This is a genomic window from Chryseobacterium aurantiacum, assembly GCF_003020585.1.
In the GTDB taxonomy this organism is placed as follows: domain Bacteria; phylum Bacteroidota; class Bacteroidia; order Flavobacteriales; family Weeksellaceae; genus Chryseobacterium; species Chryseobacterium aurantiacum.
The window spans coordinates 723,343-740,978 of record NZ_PXUE01000001.1; the positions used below are offsets into that span (position 1 = coordinate 723,343).

Annotated in this window: 15 protein-coding genes; 2 read left to right on the plus strand and 13 right to left on the minus strand. The window is 37.9% G+C overall.

Annotated elements, in window-relative coordinates; all coding sequences use genetic code 11:
• A complete protein-coding gene (locus C7D53_RS03305; protein ID WP_106914958.1) occupies window positions 1-456 on the minus strand; it encodes a PH domain-containing protein in 456 nt (151 codons plus the stop codon).
• Window positions 457-603: 147 nt separating this feature from the next.
• On the opposite strand from C7D53_RS03305, the gene C7D53_RS03310 reads away from it, so the two are divergent.
• Window positions 604-1,710 carry an Mrp/NBP35 family ATP-binding protein gene (locus tag C7D53_RS03310; protein WP_106914959.1) on the plus strand — a complete coding sequence of 369 codons (1,107 nt, stop codon included), beginning with the start codon at window positions 604-606 and terminating at the stop codon, window positions 1,708-1,710.
• A 48-nt stretch (window positions 1,711-1,758) separates the two neighbouring features.
• Window positions 1,759-2,007 carry a NifU family protein gene (locus C7D53_RS03315; protein ID WP_002977212.1) on the plus strand — a complete coding sequence of 83 codons (249 nt, stop codon included), beginning with the start codon at window positions 1,759-1,761 and terminating at the stop codon, window positions 2,005-2,007.
• A gap of 122 nt (window positions 2,008-2,129) precedes the next feature.
• Here C7D53_RS03315 and C7D53_RS03320 read toward each other — a convergent pair whose 3' ends face one another.
• From C7D53_RS03320 to C7D53_RS03370, 12 genes are all read right to left on the minus strand, one after another.
• Window positions 2,130-2,558 carry a hypothetical protein gene (locus C7D53_RS03320; protein WP_106914960.1) on the minus strand — a complete coding sequence of 143 codons (429 nt, stop codon included), beginning with the start codon at window positions 2,556-2,558 and terminating at the stop codon, window positions 2,130-2,132.
• Window positions 2,559-2,566: 8 nt separating this feature from the next.
• Window positions 2,567-3,649, minus strand: coding sequence for an efflux RND transporter periplasmic adaptor subunit (locus tag C7D53_RS03325; protein ID WP_106914961.1), 1,083 nt, complete (start codon window positions 3,647-3,649; stop codon window positions 2,567-2,569).
• Window positions 3,650-3,661: 12 nt separating this feature from the next.
• Window positions 3,662-6,814, minus strand: coding sequence for an efflux RND transporter permease subunit (locus tag C7D53_RS03330; RefSeq protein ID WP_106914962.1), 3,153 nt, complete (start codon window positions 6,812-6,814; stop codon window positions 3,662-3,664).
• 14 nt (window positions 6,815-6,828) lie between these two features.
• Complete coding sequence (locus C7D53_RS03335) at window positions 6,829-8,214, minus strand: TolC family protein (RefSeq protein ID WP_106914963.1); 1,386 nt, start codon at window positions 8,212-8,214, stop codon at window positions 6,829-6,831.
• Window positions 8,215-8,283: 69 nt separating this feature from the next.
• A complete protein-coding gene (locus C7D53_RS03340; protein ID WP_106914964.1) occupies window positions 8,284-8,691 on the minus strand; it encodes an HYC_CC_PP family protein in 408 nt (135 codons plus the stop codon).
• A 165-nt stretch (window positions 8,692-8,856) separates the two neighbouring features.
• Complete coding sequence (locus tag C7D53_RS03345; protein ID WP_106914965.1) at window positions 8,857-9,246, minus strand: DUF3060 domain-containing protein; 390 nt, start codon at window positions 9,244-9,246, stop codon at window positions 8,857-8,859.
• 166 nt (window positions 9,247-9,412) lie between these two features.
• Window positions 9,413-12,451, minus strand: a complete 3,039-nt coding sequence (locus C7D53_RS03350) for a choice-of-anchor I family protein (protein ID WP_106914966.1) — start codon at window positions 12,449-12,451, stop codon at window positions 9,413-9,415.
• A gap of 140 nt (window positions 12,452-12,591) precedes the next feature.
• Window positions 12,592-12,741, minus strand: a complete 150-nt coding sequence (locus C7D53_RS20825; RefSeq protein ID WP_162926063.1) for a hypothetical protein — start codon at window positions 12,739-12,741, stop codon at window positions 12,592-12,594.
• Entirely contained in the window at window positions 12,738-13,391 is a 654-nt protein-coding gene (locus C7D53_RS03355) for an NAD-dependent epimerase/dehydratase family protein (protein ID WP_106914967.1), read from the minus strand. The genes C7D53_RS20825 and C7D53_RS03355 overlap by 4 nt, the downstream gene beginning before the upstream one ends.
• A gap of 178 nt (window positions 13,392-13,569) precedes the next feature.
• Window positions 13,570-14,454 (minus strand): Ppx/GppA phosphatase family protein, encoded by an 885-nt coding sequence (locus C7D53_RS03360; protein ID WP_106914968.1) that lies wholly within the window; start codon window positions 14,452-14,454, stop codon window positions 13,570-13,572.
• Window positions 14,451-16,523 carry a polyphosphate kinase 1 gene (ppk1, locus tag C7D53_RS03365; protein WP_106914969.1) on the minus strand — a complete coding sequence of 691 codons (2,073 nt, stop codon included), beginning with the start codon at window positions 16,521-16,523 and terminating at the stop codon, window positions 14,451-14,453. Before ppk1 ends, C7D53_RS03360 begins: the two co-directional genes overlap by 4 nt.
• A gap of 123 nt (window positions 16,524-16,646) precedes the next feature.
• Window positions 16,647-17,615 (minus strand): hypothetical protein, encoded by a 969-nt coding sequence (locus C7D53_RS03370; RefSeq protein WP_106914970.1) that lies wholly within the window; start codon window positions 17,613-17,615, stop codon window positions 16,647-16,649.
• Window positions 17,616-17,636: the final 21 nt, after the last annotated feature.

Sequence of the window (17,636 nt, forward strand, 5' to 3'; positions counted from 1 at the left end):
TTAGACCTCGCCTTCCAAAAAGTTATTAAGATATTCCACCTTATGACTTTCATACCTTGCAGTTCCCAGGTGCTTTTTCCATGCCTGGGACTCATGGTAAACTATTCCCATTTCCCAGACACAATAAGTCGGGAGGTGGGTTTTGTTTCTGTCCCATATCTCAAATTTTCCGGAACCGTCATAGTAGACACTTTCCCATAATTCATTCTCATTGCGCCATGTACAGACCAAAAGAAGGTAATTATCTCCGCATCGATGCAGGATGACAAAACCAAGATCATCCCTATTTTGGAAGTTTTCCCGGGCATTTTCAATGCATACTTTAGCATGATAAATGTCTTGTGAAGAAACCTCCGTAGGCTCTTTTGCCAGATCATACCATTTAAATCTTGTTTCTCCTACAGTGAAGATTCCTTTGGGAGAGGCTTGTTTGGATGGATAAGCAGTAGTTTCCATAGATTTTGTTTTGCGGTTGATGATGAGTTAGGATAAAAATAGAATAAACAAAATTTTTAACGATCTGATTTATCACCTGATATTATAGATTTTATTGATTCTAAATTATCGAAAAAATCCGTAAATTTGTAAACAATTTATATTTATATGTTGACGAAAGAAAAGGTTCAAGATTTCCTTAAAGAAATAGAAGTAGACGATTTGGTGAATAATCTTCAGATAATGGGTAACGATGTTTATATTGACATGACCGCTCATTCGCCTGCAATGCACGAAAAGAAAAAACTGGAAGCTGCAATGAAACAGGCTTTTGCCAGTGAGTTTGGAGAAGACATTCATTTAAAACTTAAAATTGCTTCTCCGGAACCTAGTGAAATTCAGCAAAGTCAGATCAAGGGAAAACAAATTCCCGGAATTCAAAATATTATCGCTATTGCTTCCGGTAAAGGAGGAGTAGGGAAGTCTACAGTTTCTGCAAATATGGCAGTAACATTGGCTAAAATGGGCTTTAAAGTGGGATTATTGGATGCAGACATCTATGGTCCTTCAGTTCCTACAATGTTTGATACAGAGGGCGAAAAACCAGTTTCTGTAGAAGTAAACGGAAAGAGCATGATGAAGCCTATTGAGAATTATGGTGTGAAAATGCTTTCAATAGGATATTTTTCAGGAGCAAACCAGGCAGTAGTTTGGAGAGGTCCAATGGCTTCAAAAGCATTGAATCAAATGATCAGAGATGCGGCTTGGGGTGAATTGGATTTCCTATTAATAGATCTTCCTCCGGGAACAGGTGATATCCACTTGTCAATTATTCAGGAGGTGCCTGTAACAGGTGCGGTGATTGTAAGTACACCTCAGCATGTTGCACTGGCAGACGTAAGAAAAGGGATTGCAATGTTCCAGATGGAGAGCATCAATATTCCGGTTCTTGGTTTAATCGAAAATATGGCGTATTTTACACCGGAAGAACTTCCTGAAAATAAATATTATATCTTTGGAAACCAGGGAGCACAATATCTTGCAGAAGATCTTGGAATTCCGGTATTAGGAGAGATTCCTTTGATCCAAAGCATCAGAGAAGCAGGAGATGTAGGAAGACCGGCAGCGCTTCAGGAAGGGTCTAAAATTTCAGAAATCTATACTGAAACAGCAAGAAAAATGGTAGAAAGTCTGGTAGAAAGAAATAAAAGTCTTCCGCCAACTGAAGCCGTGAAGATTTCTACAATGGCAGGATGCTCACCAAAAGCAAAATAATAATAACTTTCAATCAAATTTGAAAAAACCGAATTGAACTGAAAAAATATGGAAACAAACATAACGCACGAAGATACAGTAACGAGAGTAATGGAAGCTTTGGAAAGCATCAGACCGTTTTTGAATAAAGACGGAGGTGATATTGAGCTTATTGACGTGAAAGATAATCAGGTTTTTGTAAAACTTCTGGGTAACTGTTCCGGGTGCTCGTTAAATTTTTCAACCCTAAAGCTAGGCGTGGAAAATACAATTAAACAACATGCACCGGAAATTGAAAAGGTAATCAACGTAGAATAATTTATATCTGAGATATTTTTAAAGACAGGCTTTTTACAATGCCTGTCTTTTTTATTTTCTGTAAAAAGAGCCTGATAACAATAAGTTACCAAGCCCTAAAACAATTAATCTGAAAAATATAACTATGAATTCTGAGCTCGGAATTTCTTATAGCTCTCTTCATTTTCAAAATAAGCCACCTCACCCTCATCACTGATCATTACAATATAGGCATCTGCTTTATCCACTGTTTTCCCACTGTACGGATCAATAGCTTCTCTGGCAGTCTTATCTGTTGGAATTCTTTTTACACACATCTCACAGCAACCATAGTATACTTTACCATTGTGAGGAACTTCCATTTGTTTTTTGCCCATATAGGCATTATTAACCATGCAGACTGTTTCATTCGGAACACGGCTGCCTTTTGCATACTGTCCGGAAGCTGCTGGCTGAGGTTTCTGCGCAGTGACGGGTTCCACATTTTTTACTTTCTCCTTTTCCTTATTACAAGCCAATACAACTGTTGCACTGAAAAGAATAATACAGGTGTTTCTAAATATTGTTTTCATTGTTGATATTATTTAATTAAGCTACCTTCTAAAATTTCCTCATTCCCTTTTTTAATGATCTGGTCTCCTTCTGACAGCTCTCCGAATACTTCAATAGTATCATTAAGGATTCTTCCTTTTTTGACAGGGATGAATTTTGCTTTTCCATTTTCTTTCTTAATGACATAAATTCCCATATTGCTTTCTACCACAGAAGATCTTGGGATGAAAAATGTTGCTTCTTTATTTTGTAAAGGAATCATGGATTCTGCAATCATAAATGGCTTTAATTCCTTAGAATGATTGACAAAATCTGCCTCTATCTTCTCCGAACGCAGTTTGAGATCCAAAGAACCCGATTTTCTCGATATTCTGGCTTTAAAACTTTTTTCAGGAATAGCACTCACCCGAAATGAAATGGTATCTCCCACATTAAGGTAAGGAACACTAGCCTCGGAAACAGATAAACTCAATCGTAGCTTTGATGTATTTTGAATAACCATAAGCGGAGTTCCTCCCATAGGTCCTACATAAGCTCCCAGATCTACCTTTCGTTCCGTAATGACCCCACTAAAAGGGGCTCGGATCACCAGATAACGGTTGATATCCTGAAGTTCGTGATAGGCTGATCTTGCAGCATTCATCTGTGCTGCATCGGAAAGTTTTCGGGCTGTAATCTGGTCCAGTGCATCTTTTGCAATGGCTCCCTTGGTCTCATTGGCCCTATACATTCTTTCATAACTTGCCTTTGTTGAGGTATAGATTGCTTCCTGTGCCTGCCATTTGGCTTTGGCATTAGCGGCCTGAGATTGTATTTCCGGAGCTTCCAAAACCATAAGAACTTGTCCTGCGCTTACGTAGGTTCCAATATCTACATTAATTTTCTTTACATAGCTCTGCACTTTAGCAAATAATGCCGTTTCCTGATCGGGAACCAGTTCTCCGGGAAGTTTAAGTTCCACTTTTGGATTGCTTTTTTTGATGGTTACCGTTTCCATGGGGTTCATCATCATGGCTTTCATTTCTTGTTTGGGAGCGGTTTTTTCTTTGCTGCAGGATGCCGGGATCATCATAATACTAAGGATGGCGGCGGTGTATAATAGGTTTTTCATTGAATGTAAAAATTATAAGTTGGAATTAGAATAATGGATGCTTTCTTCATCTTCCGGATCTAAAGAAAGTGAAGTAGTACTAGCCTTGTTTTGTATCCATCCAAAAACAAGCGGAAGAATAACAAGAACAGAGAATGTTGAGAAAATAAGTCCTCCAATTACGGCACGGCCCAACGGCGATACCTGATCTCCTCCTTCTCCGAACCCTATAGCCATGGGAAGCATCCCTGCAGCCATTGCCAATGTCGTCATAATGATCGGACGGATACGGAGTTTGGCGGCCTCAATAGCAGAATCTAATGCATTCCCTGTTGATTTTCGAATGGTTTCAGCATTACTGATCAATAGAACAGCATTGGCAATGGAAACTCCAACAGACATGATTAATCCCATATAAGACTGAAGATTCAAGGTAGACCCTGTAAGCTTTAATAAGGTCAACGATCCAACAATAACAAACGGTACCGTTGTTAAAATAACCAGTGAAACACGGAAAGACTGAAAAGTGGCTGCAAGCATCAGAAAAATTACTGCTGCTGCAATGAGAAGTCCGGAAGAAAGGCTGTTCATGGTTTCATCCAGTACGGGAGCCATTCCGGAAACCTCAATGTTTATTCCTTTTGGAAGTTCACCAAGGGATTCAATGGCTTTTTTTACATCCTTGGAAGCCTGTTCCAGATCCGTTTTATGGATATTAGCTGTAACCGTAGTGTAACCCATTGTTCCCAGATTGTAACTTTCTCCCAATTCCTTTGAAGAACTGATGGTGGCAACATCTCCCAAAACAGGTCTGTCAGAGTTTTTAGACAACGGAATATTGGCCAGTTCCTCTTTACTGTTAAGAATATTTTGAGGAGTCTGTACCTGCACATCATAGGCAATACCCATCATTCCTCCCACCCAGAAGTTCTTATTGGTATAGCGGGTAGAAGCAGTGGCTGTCACCAAAGATTTAGCAATATCCTGAGCATCCAGTCCCAATTGTGCAGCCTTTACTCTGTCAATATTAATCTGTAAAGCAGGATAGTTCATAGATTGGGGGATTTGCTGATCCCGCATGTATTCAATTTCTTTGATCTTGGTTAAAAGCTTTTCTGCATACATACGGTTCATCTTTTTCATCATTCCTGAAATCCTTATTTCGACAGGATTGTTTGTTCCCTGACTTAGAATTTTTTCAGTTAATTCAATAGGTTCAAAAGAAATCTGAACGTCAGGCATCTTTTCCTTGTAATATGTTCGTAGCTCATCCTTTAGTTCATCGGAATTACCGTTAAATTCCTTCAGGGCAACCTGCATTAAAGCTTCATGAGGACCTGCATTATAAAGGTAGATGGGGCTTACGGCAAACGTAGATGGATGTTGTCCGATAAATACAGAAGAAATGGCAATATTGTCTTTTCCAACCTTATTTTTCAGATGTTCGAGGAATTTTTTAACTTTTATTTCCGTGACTTCAATACGGGTTCCTTCCGCTGCCTTTATACGAACCTGAAACTGACGCGAGTTTACAGTAGGCAATACATCTTTTCCGGTCACTTGATAAAGTCCAAATCCAATCCCCAAAACAATAACTAGACTTACGCTTACAATAACTTTCCTGTGTTTCATCATAGAAGATAAAAACTCTGAAAAACGGTCACGGAAGCGGGTAAACCAATTTTGGTTATGGTTCTCACAGGTTTTAGGATCATGCTTCATCATCCAGTTGGCCATTACCGGTACAAAAGTTTGTGACAAAATAAAGGATACAATCATCGAAAAACCTATTGCCATCGCCAAAGGCATAAATAATGATCCCGGAATACCACTCATCATGAAAGCCGGAGCAAATACAGCGAGAATACAAAGCATGATCAGCAATTTCGGGAAAGCGATTTCCTTACAAGCATCCCAAATGGCCTGTGCGCGGGTCTTCTTCATTGCAAAATGTTGGTGAATATTTTCAATGGTCACTGTACTTTCATCCACCAGAATTCCTATGGCAAGAGCAAGTCCGGATAAGGACATAATGTTAATAGATTGTCCGAACAGTTTCAGAAATAATACCCCCGAAATAATGGAGATTGGAATTGTCATAATAACAATCAATGCAGCTCTGCGGTCATTTAGAAAAAGCATCACCATAAGCCCGGTCAGTAAAGCTCCCAAAACTCCTTCAACAGCTAAGCTTTTCAGGGCGCTTGAAATATAAACTGATTGGTCAAATTCATAGGAAATTTGTACATCATCAGGCATATTTCTCTGGATTTTTGGTAATGATTCTTTCAGTTTATTAACGACTTCAAGAGTAGAAGCGTTGCTAGCTTTGGCAATATTGATGTAAACAGAACGTTTCCCATCAATTAATGCATAGCCGGTGGCAACATCTGCTCCGTCCTTTACAGTAGCTACATCCCGAACATAGACATTGTCTGCTGTTCCTTTAAAAAGAGGAATATCTCCAAGTTCTTCAACCTTTTTTACCGTATTGTTGGTCGGAGTAAGATAATTGGTTTCTCCTATATACACATTTCCTGAAGGGGAAGTGATATTATTCCTGCTGATGGCCTCTACTACCTGCTCAGGAGATAGATTATGGGCGCGCAGCTTAATAGGATTCACGTTGACCTCTATGGTACGCGGGCTTCCTCCAAAGGGCGGAGCGGTAGTAAGCCCAGGGATGGCAATCAGGAAAGGGCGGGCATTGAAATTGGCAATATCCTGCAGTTCATTATTTGTTTTTGTATTGCTTCGGAAAACAAGCTGCCCTACCGGTTGTGAAGAAGAGTCAAAACGAATAATAAAGGGAGGAGGTGCCCCGGGAGGTAAAAATACCTGCGAACGGGTAGAAAGGGCATTGATTTGTGCAATGGCTTCTCCCATATTGGTTCCCTCATAAAAATTGACTTTCATCAGAGTGAGTCCCTGGGTATTTTTAGATTCAATACTTTTGATTCCGTTGGTAAATAAAAGCATATTCACATACATTTTGGTGAAATACCCTTCCATCTGTTGTGGAGTATATCCATTAAAGGAATGGGCAACATATACTACAGGAAGATCCATTTCAGGGAGGATATCTACCTTAACTTCTTTGGCAGCCTTGATTCCGAAAAATAACAGCCCCAATACCAATACCATTACAGATATTGGTCTGCGTAATGCAAACTTTATAAGATTCATGTGTAAATTTTTGGTTAGTGGGTAATTGCTTTTGTAATCATGGAAATATCTCCTTTAGAGGCTGCAATAAGTACGATAGCCTGCCAGGAATTATTCTGGGCAATCTCATAATTAATCTCAGCACGGTTCAGAAGATATAAAGCCTGTGTAAAATCTACAATCGTGGTTAACCCATTTTCATACAGCGCTTTTTGTTGATGAAAAGCCTCTGTAGCAGCTTGTAGTTGTATTTTGGATTCAGCTACTTTTGTTACTGCATTTTTATACTTCAACTCCGAAAGATTCTGTTGATTATGCAGTTCCTGCTGGAGCTGTTGATAATCAAAATCCAATGCTTTTGTAAGTAATTTCTGCTCATTTACTCTGGAATTGTTTCTGTAAAAGTCTGTAAGATTCCAGCTAAGGTTAAATCCTACAATATAATTCATTCTGTCTACTCCAATTCCTTTCAAATAAGATGCTGAGTAAGCAGAGTTATCCTGAACATAATTTGATGCAAAACCAGACCCACGCCCCTGAAATGTTCCAAAAAAAGAAATAGAAGGTAAGCTTACGGTATGTAAGTAAGCTTCCTGTTGTTTACTTTTATTAATTTTATGAGCCACAAAAAGAGTGCTGGGATGGCTATCTAAGGATGAGGTTTCGGGAACCCAATAAGGTGTATTCTTACTGAAATAATGATCTAATTGATAATCATTAAAATTTTCTGCCAGCAAGTCAGCCAGTTTTTTATTGTATTCCAGCACATGATCATTGGCATTGATGATTGCCGTTTGAGCACCAGACATTTCTGCTTTTGCCAGAGAGGCATCTACTTCAGGAATCAGTCCGCTGTTGGCCCTTGCCTGAGCAATGGAGTAAATGACCTCTGAACGTTTATGATTTTCGTGCTGTACATTTTCAAGACGCTGGCTTACCAAAAGATTAAAATAAGCCGCCGCTGCCTTTATCTGGTGTTGAAATACCTCCTGTTTTAAGTCCGCTTTTTGTAGTTCCGTATCTGCTACCTCAACATTTTCTTTTGTTTTAAGCTTTCCGAAAGTGTAGACATTCCAATTGATATTGGCCAGATATAGACTCCCGAATCCGGCATTCCAGTTTTGTTCTGCCAAAGGCATGGAAGTAGAGGCAATCCCAGACCCTCCCATATTGTACATGGGACCGTTTTGAGCATTGATGGTCCCAAAACTCTGCTGAGCCATTAAGGTAACCTCCGGAAGATAATAGGTTTTTTGAAGTTGAAGCCTTTCATTGGAGGCCTTTATATTGATTTCTTTTTTTTGAATGGACTGGTAATTTTTTTCGGCCCTGAGAAGTACATCCTCTAAGCTCGTGAATTGAGCAAAGGATAGGGCAGGGCAGCCCAGCCATAAGATGAGTGCTCTGAATGATAAATTCATAGAATATTTTTAGAATTAAAATTGAAAAATAGTTGTCCCCATCGGGATCAGAGTATGATTCAATGTATTCTAAATTCTATAAACGCAATGAAGAATGAAAAGGGAGGGGTAGTTGAGGTGATATTTTGAGGGATCAAAATAGGAAGGATTGTTTTCAGGATCAATAGCTACGGCCTGATCAAATACTGTCCCCAGATTGTAATACGGAATGGATGCTGATAAAAACTTTACCGGCGAATTTTTGTAAGAATGGGGCAGATTATCTTCTTTACAGATTTTTTTTACTTCCAGCTTACAACATTTGCCATGATTTCTTTCTTTGTTGGCACTGCATTTCGGGCAGTCCAGATCAGAAAGTTTTTTAAGGCCCAGATGTATTTCACTTGAGTTTCCCTTGCAAACATGTCTGCTGGTAGTAAACCCTGAGGAAACTACGATGTAAAGGAGGATAAACAGTATGTGAAAGACTCTTTTCATTTCGCGGGATAAAATTAGAATGAATAAGAGCTAACGTGTTATATAATTATGGAGGAAGTTTATATTTTTAAGGAAAAAGCTTCTCCACAAAATGAAATGATAATGTGTTTCTAAAAATAAAGGCCTGGATGAATACAAAATCCAAGCCTTGTTTTTACTGTTCTTTTATTGTTTCACGACCTTGTTTCCTACACCGGTAAGGGCACTTTCAGGCTTTCCTGTTTTTGTTCCTGCAGATTTGTAGTACACTGTATTATCTCCACCTTCTATGGCCACTTTGTCTACTTTATCAATATATACTTTGTTTCCGGTACCTGAAACAGAAATCTTTTTTGCACTTCCCTTGATGATTACGGTATTATCACCTCCTTCTACCTCAACTGTTCCTCCATTCAGGGTATAATTGAGTTTATGACCTACTCCTTCTACCTGTATTTTTTTGTTGTCAGACTGTTCTACGCCTTTGGTAGATTCTGTCTTTCTGGATTGTGAAAAAGCTTTACCAGTTCCTAAGAATAGGAGGGCTAAAATAGCAGCCGTCTTAATATTTTTCATTTTGAATTTGGTTTTTGTTCGGGATAAATATAGATATAAAATAATTTTCTCCTTGTTAATCAAAAGTTAAATGATTACAATTTTGAACAGAAAATCTTTGTATGATAAGGCCAAATAACAAAAAAAGCCCCCAAAAGGGAGCTTCAATTAAATAGTAAAATATAATCTACTTTACAATAATTCTCTTCAGGTGTCCTTCCGAGGTCTTTACAAGATAAACTCCTGTAGAAAGGGTTGAAGTAGGTATTGTTAAAGCATTTTTCTCTTTTCCGATCAGTTTTCCTGACATATCGTATAATTCGTAGTCCTGTTTTCTGTTGAAGTATAAGGTATTTCCTTTGTTTACAGGATTGGGGAATACACTGAAGGTCGCTTTTTCTGAGGCTGCCTCACCGGTTCCTAATGTAGGAGGAACAGCCACTTCATACATAGACAAGGTTCCGCTAAGTTCATTGGCAATGATGACGTACCCTTTGTTGGTTGTGGTATTTTCAGGAGCGATATAAATAATTCCTTCAGGGCCGTTGTCTCCTCCATATGCTGAAGTTGAACGGGAATGTTTATAATCTGTGAAAGTAGGATTGCTTGGATCTGTGATATTGTAAACCATTACTCCTCCTGTTCTTTCCAATGTGATGAAAGCATACGTTTGTCCGTTAATGACTCCCAAGGCTACTCCTTCCGGTTCAGGACCTTTTGCGCGGCTTCTGCTTTTAATGGTGTTAGATTCATTATCTGCATTGAAAATTAAAGGATGTTTGGCTGCAATATATCTTTCAAACTGGTCTCCACTGTCATAAACCTGTTGCCTTGTATCCGCATTAAATATTGAGAATGAACGTGCTCCCAAGGCTGCAATTTCCTCAAAATCGGCATCGTCATCAGTATTTCCTGTAGCAGAGGATACCCTGAATCTTCCAAGGTTATGTGAAGCCTTTAATAGATTAGCATTTGGAAAAATAACAGGATCTAATGTATAGTTATTGGCTCCTACCGTTGTTCTTTCACTATATCCGGAAAGATCCTTTTCATCTCCCTCATTGGCGGTTACAATATAATGGGTATTTCCAACCTTATAGTTTTGTATTGCATCAGGAATGTAATAAGCTTTTACAGGCCAGTTAGCAATAAGAACCTCTCCATTATTGTCTGAAGCATCAAAACCGTTACCCGGAAGACTCATGTCTTTTTTACCTAATCCCCAGATGCCGGTGATAGTCTTGGTGGTAAGATCAACCTCAGCGATGGCGTTATTTTCCTGAAGTGTTACCCATGCTTTTTTGCTGTCTGCGTTTATCGTAACATATTCAGGTTCCAGATCCTGAGATAAGGTATTGTTTGTTCTTACCTTTCTTAAGCCAGTAGCTGTTAAGGCAGCAACCTGAGAATCAAAGCTGTTAAAGTTTAAGGTTGTCACATCAGTTTGAGCAAGGTTGTTAATTCCTCCCGCAATATCAATAATACTGATCGTCCCTTCAGGGTCTATCGTATAAGCATCATTAGGCTCTCCTTCATTGGCTGTAACAATTTTTGTTCCGTCAGGAGTAAAAGTAATCATATCCGGTAAAGCACCTACAGTAACCTGTTTTAGAAAGTTTCCGTTAATATCAAAGAAAACTACCGATCCATTTTGCTGCGGATTGGCATTGGGAGAAGCCGCGGCAATAATTCCATTTTTTACGGCAATACTTGTGATGCCTCCGTAAGGGGCCATGTTTACGGTTTTGATAATAGATGGTGTGGCGGGGCTGCTAAAATCAATAATATCAAAAACGTCTGTAATAGAGCTGATGGTAAACAGTCGTTGTGTAGTCTTATCATGAACTACAATTTCTGTAGAACTGTTATTATTTCCGGATGGATCAAAGCTCCCGATATAATTCAATTGGATCTGATTGGATGGTGCAGGGGCTGGTTTATCATTATCAATAATATAAACAGTTGCTGATTGATCACCTGAAATTGTTGCTCCAGTTGGGTTTTCAAGGCTCACCACAAAATATTCCGCTTTTTGTTCCTCCAATGTGTCATCGATAATAGGAATATTAACAGTGTAACTTGTTGTAGAAGAATTGATATTGATAGTTTGATTGGCTAAAGTAAAATCATTACTGTCCGCAGTACTAAAGGGTGCAGGTTTCACAACCAAATTCACCGTTGCGGTTGAGGGATTGGCTACATTGATCTTAAAGGCCAGATTTCCCACGTTTTCCTCAACTTTTATAAAGTTTTTATCAAGAGAAATGGATGTTCCGGCAGTTGTAAATGTGCTTGAACTTATTGTAGCTACTGCATTATCACTGAAATCTTCTACAGTATTGGGCTTAAGTGCCAGATAATATGTTTGACCCGGAATTAAGCCGGAAGTAGGGATTACAGTGATGGTGTTATTGCTGAAAGAGGTTGTAAAGGGAACTTGGGTACCTGTAGAACTTCCCAGACGAAGTTCTACAAGATTTTGTGCATTAGAATCGTTAATCGCAGAATTATCTATAAGTCTTACATTTTCATTAAAGGAAATAGTAGGATTTACAGTAGTAGAGGCATTATTGGTATTGTTGGAGGGAAGATAGGTTGTGGTAGGCGGAGTGGTGTCAATACCTCCGGCAGGATTAGCATCCACCGTGAAATTATCAAAACGGTTATTACCTCCGGTTCCTCCTCCTGTTGCAGAGAATTCCACTCTTAATTTAAAGTTGGGATTATTGGACGCTCCGGCAATGGCAGAAAAATCAAAAGTAATTAATTGAGGATTGGCATCCTGCGGGGTAACCGTTTGATAGGGCATAAAAGTTGTTCCATCCGTTGTATAAGACCAGGTTTGTGTTCCGGCACCTTGTGCAGATCTTCTGGTGGTAAACTTTACAACAACATTATTATACCCTGTTGTTGGAAGGTGAAATTGTAACGCTCCGCCAATTGGGTTGTTGAATCGCAGATGAGTTCCGGATGCGTCTCCGTTTCTGGCATTTAAATTATCAATATTAAAGTTTTGTCCCGTACCGTTGGCAAAATCTATCACACTTGTACCTCCTGCTATGGCTGTAAGGGAACCATTCGCCAACGTAGATGATGGCGTAGTGATGGAGGCTGAGGATGTATTATTGTTAAAATTCCAGTAATGAATCAGTGTCTGTCCGAAAAGTCCGCTCTGTAAAAAGAATGCGGCTATAACAGACCCTTTTAATAAGTAGTTGTTGATCATTTTTTACTTCAGTTAGATGAATACAAAAATGAACTTTATGTTTCGCAACTATTTTAATGGAATTTTAAGAAATGTTTAAAAAATAGGTTTGTTTCTAATAAAAGATGGAATTTTTGGTGGGGATGTATTTTAGAATTCAGTTATTTTGAAGGCTTACCGGAAAAATTTAAAATTGCTCCTGATTTTCCACCTTCCAGGGGATGTTTCTGCATATAGAGAAATCCTGAAACTGCGGTCAAAAGTAAGAGTACAAAAATAACCAGAACAATTCTTTTTAACATGTCTCTCATATTGCTAAATTTTTAATATCTCGAATTTCTAAAGTTGAGGTAGGATATCCTTTATTCACAGCATTAATCATTGCTCTACCCACTTCGTGTAAAGTTAATGATTTTGACGGTAAAAAAATAGGAAAAATCCAAATAAAAGGTTTAAAAAACCATTTTACATTCAATTGGCCATCAACAGGTTTCATAAATCCGGGACGGAAATTGTAAGCACCTCTGAAATTCATTTTTTTTAAGGCATTTTCAGTTCTGCCTTTTACTCTTGCCCACATCACCTTGCCACTTTCTGTACTGTCTGTGCTGGCACCGGAAACATAGTTGAAAACCATTTCAGGATTTTGGTGTAGAACGGCTTCAGCAAAATGTATGGTGGTATCGTAGGTAATTTTGGTATAATCTTCCTCATTCATTCCTACGCTGCTTATTCCGGCACAAAAGAAGCAGGCATCATAACCTTTTAGATGTTCATCATTGATATTAATGGATAAGAAATCAGAAACAAGGTATTCTTTCAGTTTAGGATGCTTTTTTCCGGAGGATTTTCTGCCTACGCTAAGGATTTCGGAGATATTAGGATTCTCCAGACATTCCATTAAAACACCTTCGCCTACCATTCCTGTAGCTCCTGTGAGAATTATTTTGATTGGATTCATTGTTTTGCTATTGATAATTGTAAGACGTTTGGTAATGAGATTTTACTTTAAATTTTTCATTAAAATAGTAAATTCAATTCAATAGGAGCAAACTTCGGTCCGATTTTACTATCATTTTTTGAAAAAAGAAAACCGAACAACAGTTTGTCCGGTTTTGAAATAATTATGTTTTTTTTAATTATATTTTATGCTGTAACTGGCTGTAGATGTTCTGAATTAAACCATCTGCAACAGAAATCTTCGGAACAAATATTCTGTTGATATCCGACCAGGACATCACATTATTAAAAATATTCAGAGCATGTACCAATACATCAGCTCTGTCTTCTCTAAGGCTATGCTTCGTCATTCTCTCCTCTACAGAAAGTTCATTGAACTCTTTGTACACTTTTTTCAAATGAGAAGAAGACATGGGCTTTCCGTCCTTGGTTTTACTCATGGAGAACACTTTATTGATATTTCCTCCCGACCCAATGGCTACAATTGGTTTTTTGCTGACAATATTCTCCTTGATTTCATCCTTCATCTCTTTCCAATTATCTTCTGTAACAAGGTTGTTAAGAAGACGGATGGTTCCTATATTGAAAGATCTTTCGTACACCATTTTACCGTTTTCATAGAATGTAAGTTCGGTAGAACCTCCTCCTACGTCAATGTATAAATATGCGAAATCTTTGTCAAGACCCTCTGCTACATGATTTTCATAAATTAGGGTGGCTTCTTCATCTCCGGAGATAATTTCAATATTGATGCCTGAAGCTTCCTTTACTCTTTCTATGATTTCATTTCCATTTGCTGCATCACGCATGGCGCTGGTGGCGCAGGCTCTGTAATGATCTACCTTATAGATTTTCATCAGATCACTAAAGATCTTCATAGAATCAATAACCATTTTCTCTCTTTCTTCACCGATCTTTCCGATGGTGAATACATCCATTCCCAATCTCAGAGGGATTCTCAGAAGATTGAGTTTAATGAATTCGGGTTTTTTATTATTTATTTTTACCTCATTAATCAGAAGTCTGGCTGCATTACTTCCTATGTCAATTGCTGCTATCTTCATTTTTTGCTCGTTTTAGCCTTTAAATATTTATAGGTTTCTATTTGTGAACGACATTCCTTTTTGTCGTTTCTTACATACTCGTTACTTAGTTTTTTGTCCAGTATTCTTGCTTTTACATTATCCCTAAGCTGGATATCAAGAATATCTTTCAGTTCTTTTTTAAGATTTTTATCTGTGATCTTGGCAGCAGCTTCAATTCTGTAATCCAGGTTTCTGGTCATCCAGTCTGCAGAGGAAATATACATATCTTCTGCACCTTTATTATAGAAATACATTACTCTGGCATGCTCCAGATATTCATCCACGATGCTTATACCTTTAATTTTTTCTTTAAAATCTTTCTGGTTAATGACACAGTAGATTCCCCGTACAATTAATCTTACAATCACTCCGGCTTTTGCGGCATCATATAGCTTTTCAATCAGCAGTCTGTCACTTAAGGAATTGGCCTTGACAATAATTTCGGCTTTTCTTCCCACTTTAGCCTCTTCAATTTCCTTATCAATATGATGAACGATCTTCTCACGCATAAACTGCGGACAAACCAGTAAGTTTTTACAAGTTTTCAATACCGGAAGATAATCGTCCTTAGGTTTTTTCAGAACATTAAATACCTTATTAATATCTGCCATGATGCCACGATCTGCAGTAAGAAGCAGGTGGTCCCCATAGATTCTGGCGGTCTTTTCATTAAAGTTTCCGGTACTTACAAAACCATACTGAATAGTCTTATTATGTGCCCTTTTCTTGATAACACATAGCTTGGCGTGCACTTTTTTGTTGGGAAGGCCTACAAGAACGGTAATGCCCTCCGGTTCCAGCATATCTTTCCATTCCAGATTGGACTCTTCATCAAACCTTGCCTGAAGTTCAAGCATTACAGTAACCTCCTTGCCATTTCTAGCTGCATAGATCAATGCATTAATGATCTTTGAGCTGCTTGCAAGACGGTAAGCAGTGATTTGTATGGATTTTACATCCGGATCCATGGCTGCTTCACGAAGAAGGTCAATAACAGGATTGTATTTATGGTAAGGGAATGTAAGCAGTACATCTTCTTTTAAAATAACATCTGTTACTCTTTCACCATGTTCAAATGCCTGGTGGGTAAAAGAAGTCCTTTCCACAGGTCGTGCATAGGTTTCAAAAACATCAGGAAAATCCATGAAATGTTTGAAATTATGAATTTTTCCCCCCGGAATAATACTGTCTTTTTTTGTTAAATTTAATTTTCGGATAAGAAGTTCCAGTAAGGCCTTATCCATATCTTTATCAAAAACAAATCGTGTTGGTTTCCCTTTTCTTCGGTTTTTGAGTCCTTTTTCTATCTTTTCTGCAAAGTTGGTGCGGATATCATTATCCAGATCCAATTCGGCATCTTTAGTAACTTTAAAAGCATTTGCTGCAAATTCATCATACCCGAAATAAGAGAAAATATGGGGTAGGTTGAATGTAATTACATCTTCAAGAAGCATTACGTTTTTTTCTTCCGGATCTTCGGTAGGCAGCAATACAAATCTTCCTACAAAACGGGATGGAATTTCAATAATAGCGTAGTTGCTGGAATACTGCCAGTCTTTTTTTCTCATGGCAACTCCAAGATAGAGACTTTTATCTCTAAGGTACGGCATTGGAGTATTTTCGTGAAGAAGAATAGGAATCACATTGGATTCTACTACCTCATCGAAATATGTTCTTACAAATTCCTTTTGATTTGCGGTTAGGTTTTTAGAATTTTTGATGGAAACTTTATGGTCAGCCATTTCAGCCTGAATATTTTTCCAGGTTTTGTCAAAATTCAGCTGTTGTCTCATTACAATTTCATTGATTCTCTGAAGAATCTTGGATGGAGGCTGGTAAAAAGACTCTGCAATGACTTTTTCCTTAAAATCCATGGCACGCTTTAATCCGGCAACACGCACTCTGAAAAATTCATCCAGATTATTGGAGAAAATTCCTAGAAAACGTATTCTTAAATGCAAAGGAACCTTTTCGTCCATGGCTTCCTGTAAAACCCTTTCATTAAAGGCAAGCCATGTAATATCTCGTGGATTAAAGTGTAATGACATCTTAAATGTATATATTTTATCAAAAATAATAATTCGTAAAGTTTCTGGCTCTATTTATTAGGTTAAACTTTGATTAATTTTAACAATTTTGGAGACCAGATTATTTCAAAGGGCAGATCCCTTTTATGGCTGATGATAAGTTTGAAGCATCTTTTTTATTCCCTCTACTTTTTTATACATTTTGTTGAAGAAAATGTACCTCGCTTTATTGTTGGAAGAAAGCAATTCAGAATTCTTTAAAATCAGTTCAAGGCTTTTTTCATAGTTCCCACAGACTCTCTCATCCAGTGTGTAATAATAGCTCAGAATATTGTAGGGTAAAAAGAGCATTTTCTGTTCAGAAAATCTTATAAATACGCTATTATTCATGATCAGAAGATCATTCTGATATAACTTAAGCGACTCTTTTTTCTCACTAATGACTTCTTCTTCTATTTGAGTAAGCATTTCTGTAATCTCTTCACAAATCTTTTGGGCATTCTCCGTATTGATTAATTCCAGCTGATGAAAATAAATGATCTGCTCAAGAAGAGTATAAATGGTAACATTGCTCCATATTTCCGTGGAGTTTACGTCGTTATACACTTCCGATAAAAGAATAGCTTTCTGGCTGATTTTTTCAGGAATTTCAAAGTCTTCAAAACTGATTCTCTGAGAGAAAAAAACAACATCCATAAGCTTTAGCCATGCATAGATTTTGAATTTTCTCAGATTCTCAAATCTCATAAAATAAAATAGAGGAATATCCTTGGCGGCATAGATAAATTCTACATCCGGAGTATTTTTTACTTTCTGTAGATTTCGAATGGAGGAATCGAAATACATTTCCAGGTCGTCAATATTATAAATATCATGAATTTTATTCAAAACGGCATTATTGGGTGCTGCGTTGTGAATCAAATCCAGCGAAACCCCAAAATGAGAAGCCAGTGAAATACCCTCATTCAGGGTGATGTGACTTCTCCCGCTGATTCTTCTGTAGGCTGTATCATTGGATAGCGCCAGTTTATCAATCATGATATCTACCAGGTTCTTTTTTCCTCCGGATTCCTTTATGAGCAATTCAAAAAGGTTTTTCTGATAATTTTTCATGGTAATTAGTGTTTTATTATC

Excerpts from the sequence above, each read along its gene's own strand:
- C7D53_RS03305 (WP_106914958.1), bottom strand. The coding sequence starts at position 456 with ATGGAAACTACTGCTTATCCATCCAAACAAGCCTCTCCCAAAGGAATC.
- C7D53_RS03310 (WP_106914959.1), top strand. The coding sequence starts at position 604 with ATGTTGACGAAAGAAAAGGTTCAAGATTTCCTTAAAGAAATAGAAGTA.
- C7D53_RS03315 (WP_002977212.1), top strand. The coding sequence starts at position 1,759 with ATGGAAACAAACATAACGCACGAAGATACAGTAACGAGAGTAATGGAA.
- C7D53_RS03320 (WP_106914960.1), bottom strand. The coding sequence starts at position 2,558 with ATGAAAACAATATTTAGAAACACCTGTATTATTCTTTTCAGTGCAACA.
- C7D53_RS03325 (WP_106914961.1), bottom strand. The coding sequence starts at position 3,649 with ATGAAAAACCTATTATACACCGCCGCCATCCTTAGTATTATGATGATC.
- C7D53_RS03330 (WP_106914962.1), bottom strand. The coding sequence starts at position 6,814 with ATGAATCTTATAAAGTTTGCATTACGCAGACCAATATCTGTAATGGTA.
- C7D53_RS03335 (WP_106914963.1), bottom strand. The coding sequence starts at position 8,214 with ATGAATTTATCATTCAGAGCACTCATCTTATGGCTGGGCTGCCCTGCC.
- C7D53_RS03340 (WP_106914964.1), bottom strand. The coding sequence starts at position 8,691 with ATGAAAAGAGTCTTTCACATACTGTTTATCCTCCTTTACATCGTAGTT.
- C7D53_RS03345 (WP_106914965.1), bottom strand. The coding sequence starts at position 9,246 with ATGAAAAATATTAAGACGGCTGCTATTTTAGCCCTCCTATTCTTAGGA.
- C7D53_RS03350 (WP_106914966.1), bottom strand. The coding sequence starts at position 12,451 with ATGATCAACAACTACTTATTAAAAGGGTCTGTTATAGCCGCATTCTTT.
- C7D53_RS20825 (WP_162926063.1), bottom strand. The coding sequence starts at position 12,741 with ATGAGAGACATGTTAAAAAGAATTGTTCTGGTTATTTTTGTACTCTTA.
- C7D53_RS03355 (WP_106914967.1), bottom strand. The coding sequence starts at position 13,391 with ATGAATCCAATCAAAATAATTCTCACAGGAGCTACAGGAATGGTAGGC.
- C7D53_RS03360 (WP_106914968.1), bottom strand. The coding sequence starts at position 14,454 with ATGAAGATAGCAGCAATTGACATAGGAAGTAATGCAGCCAGACTTCTG.
- ppk1 (WP_106914969.1), bottom strand. The coding sequence starts at position 16,523 with ATGTCATTACACTTTAATCCACGAGATATTACATGGCTTGCCTTTAAT.
- C7D53_RS03370 (WP_106914970.1), bottom strand. The coding sequence starts at position 17,615 with ATGAAAAATTATCAGAAAAACCTTTTTGAATTGCTCATAAAGGAATCC.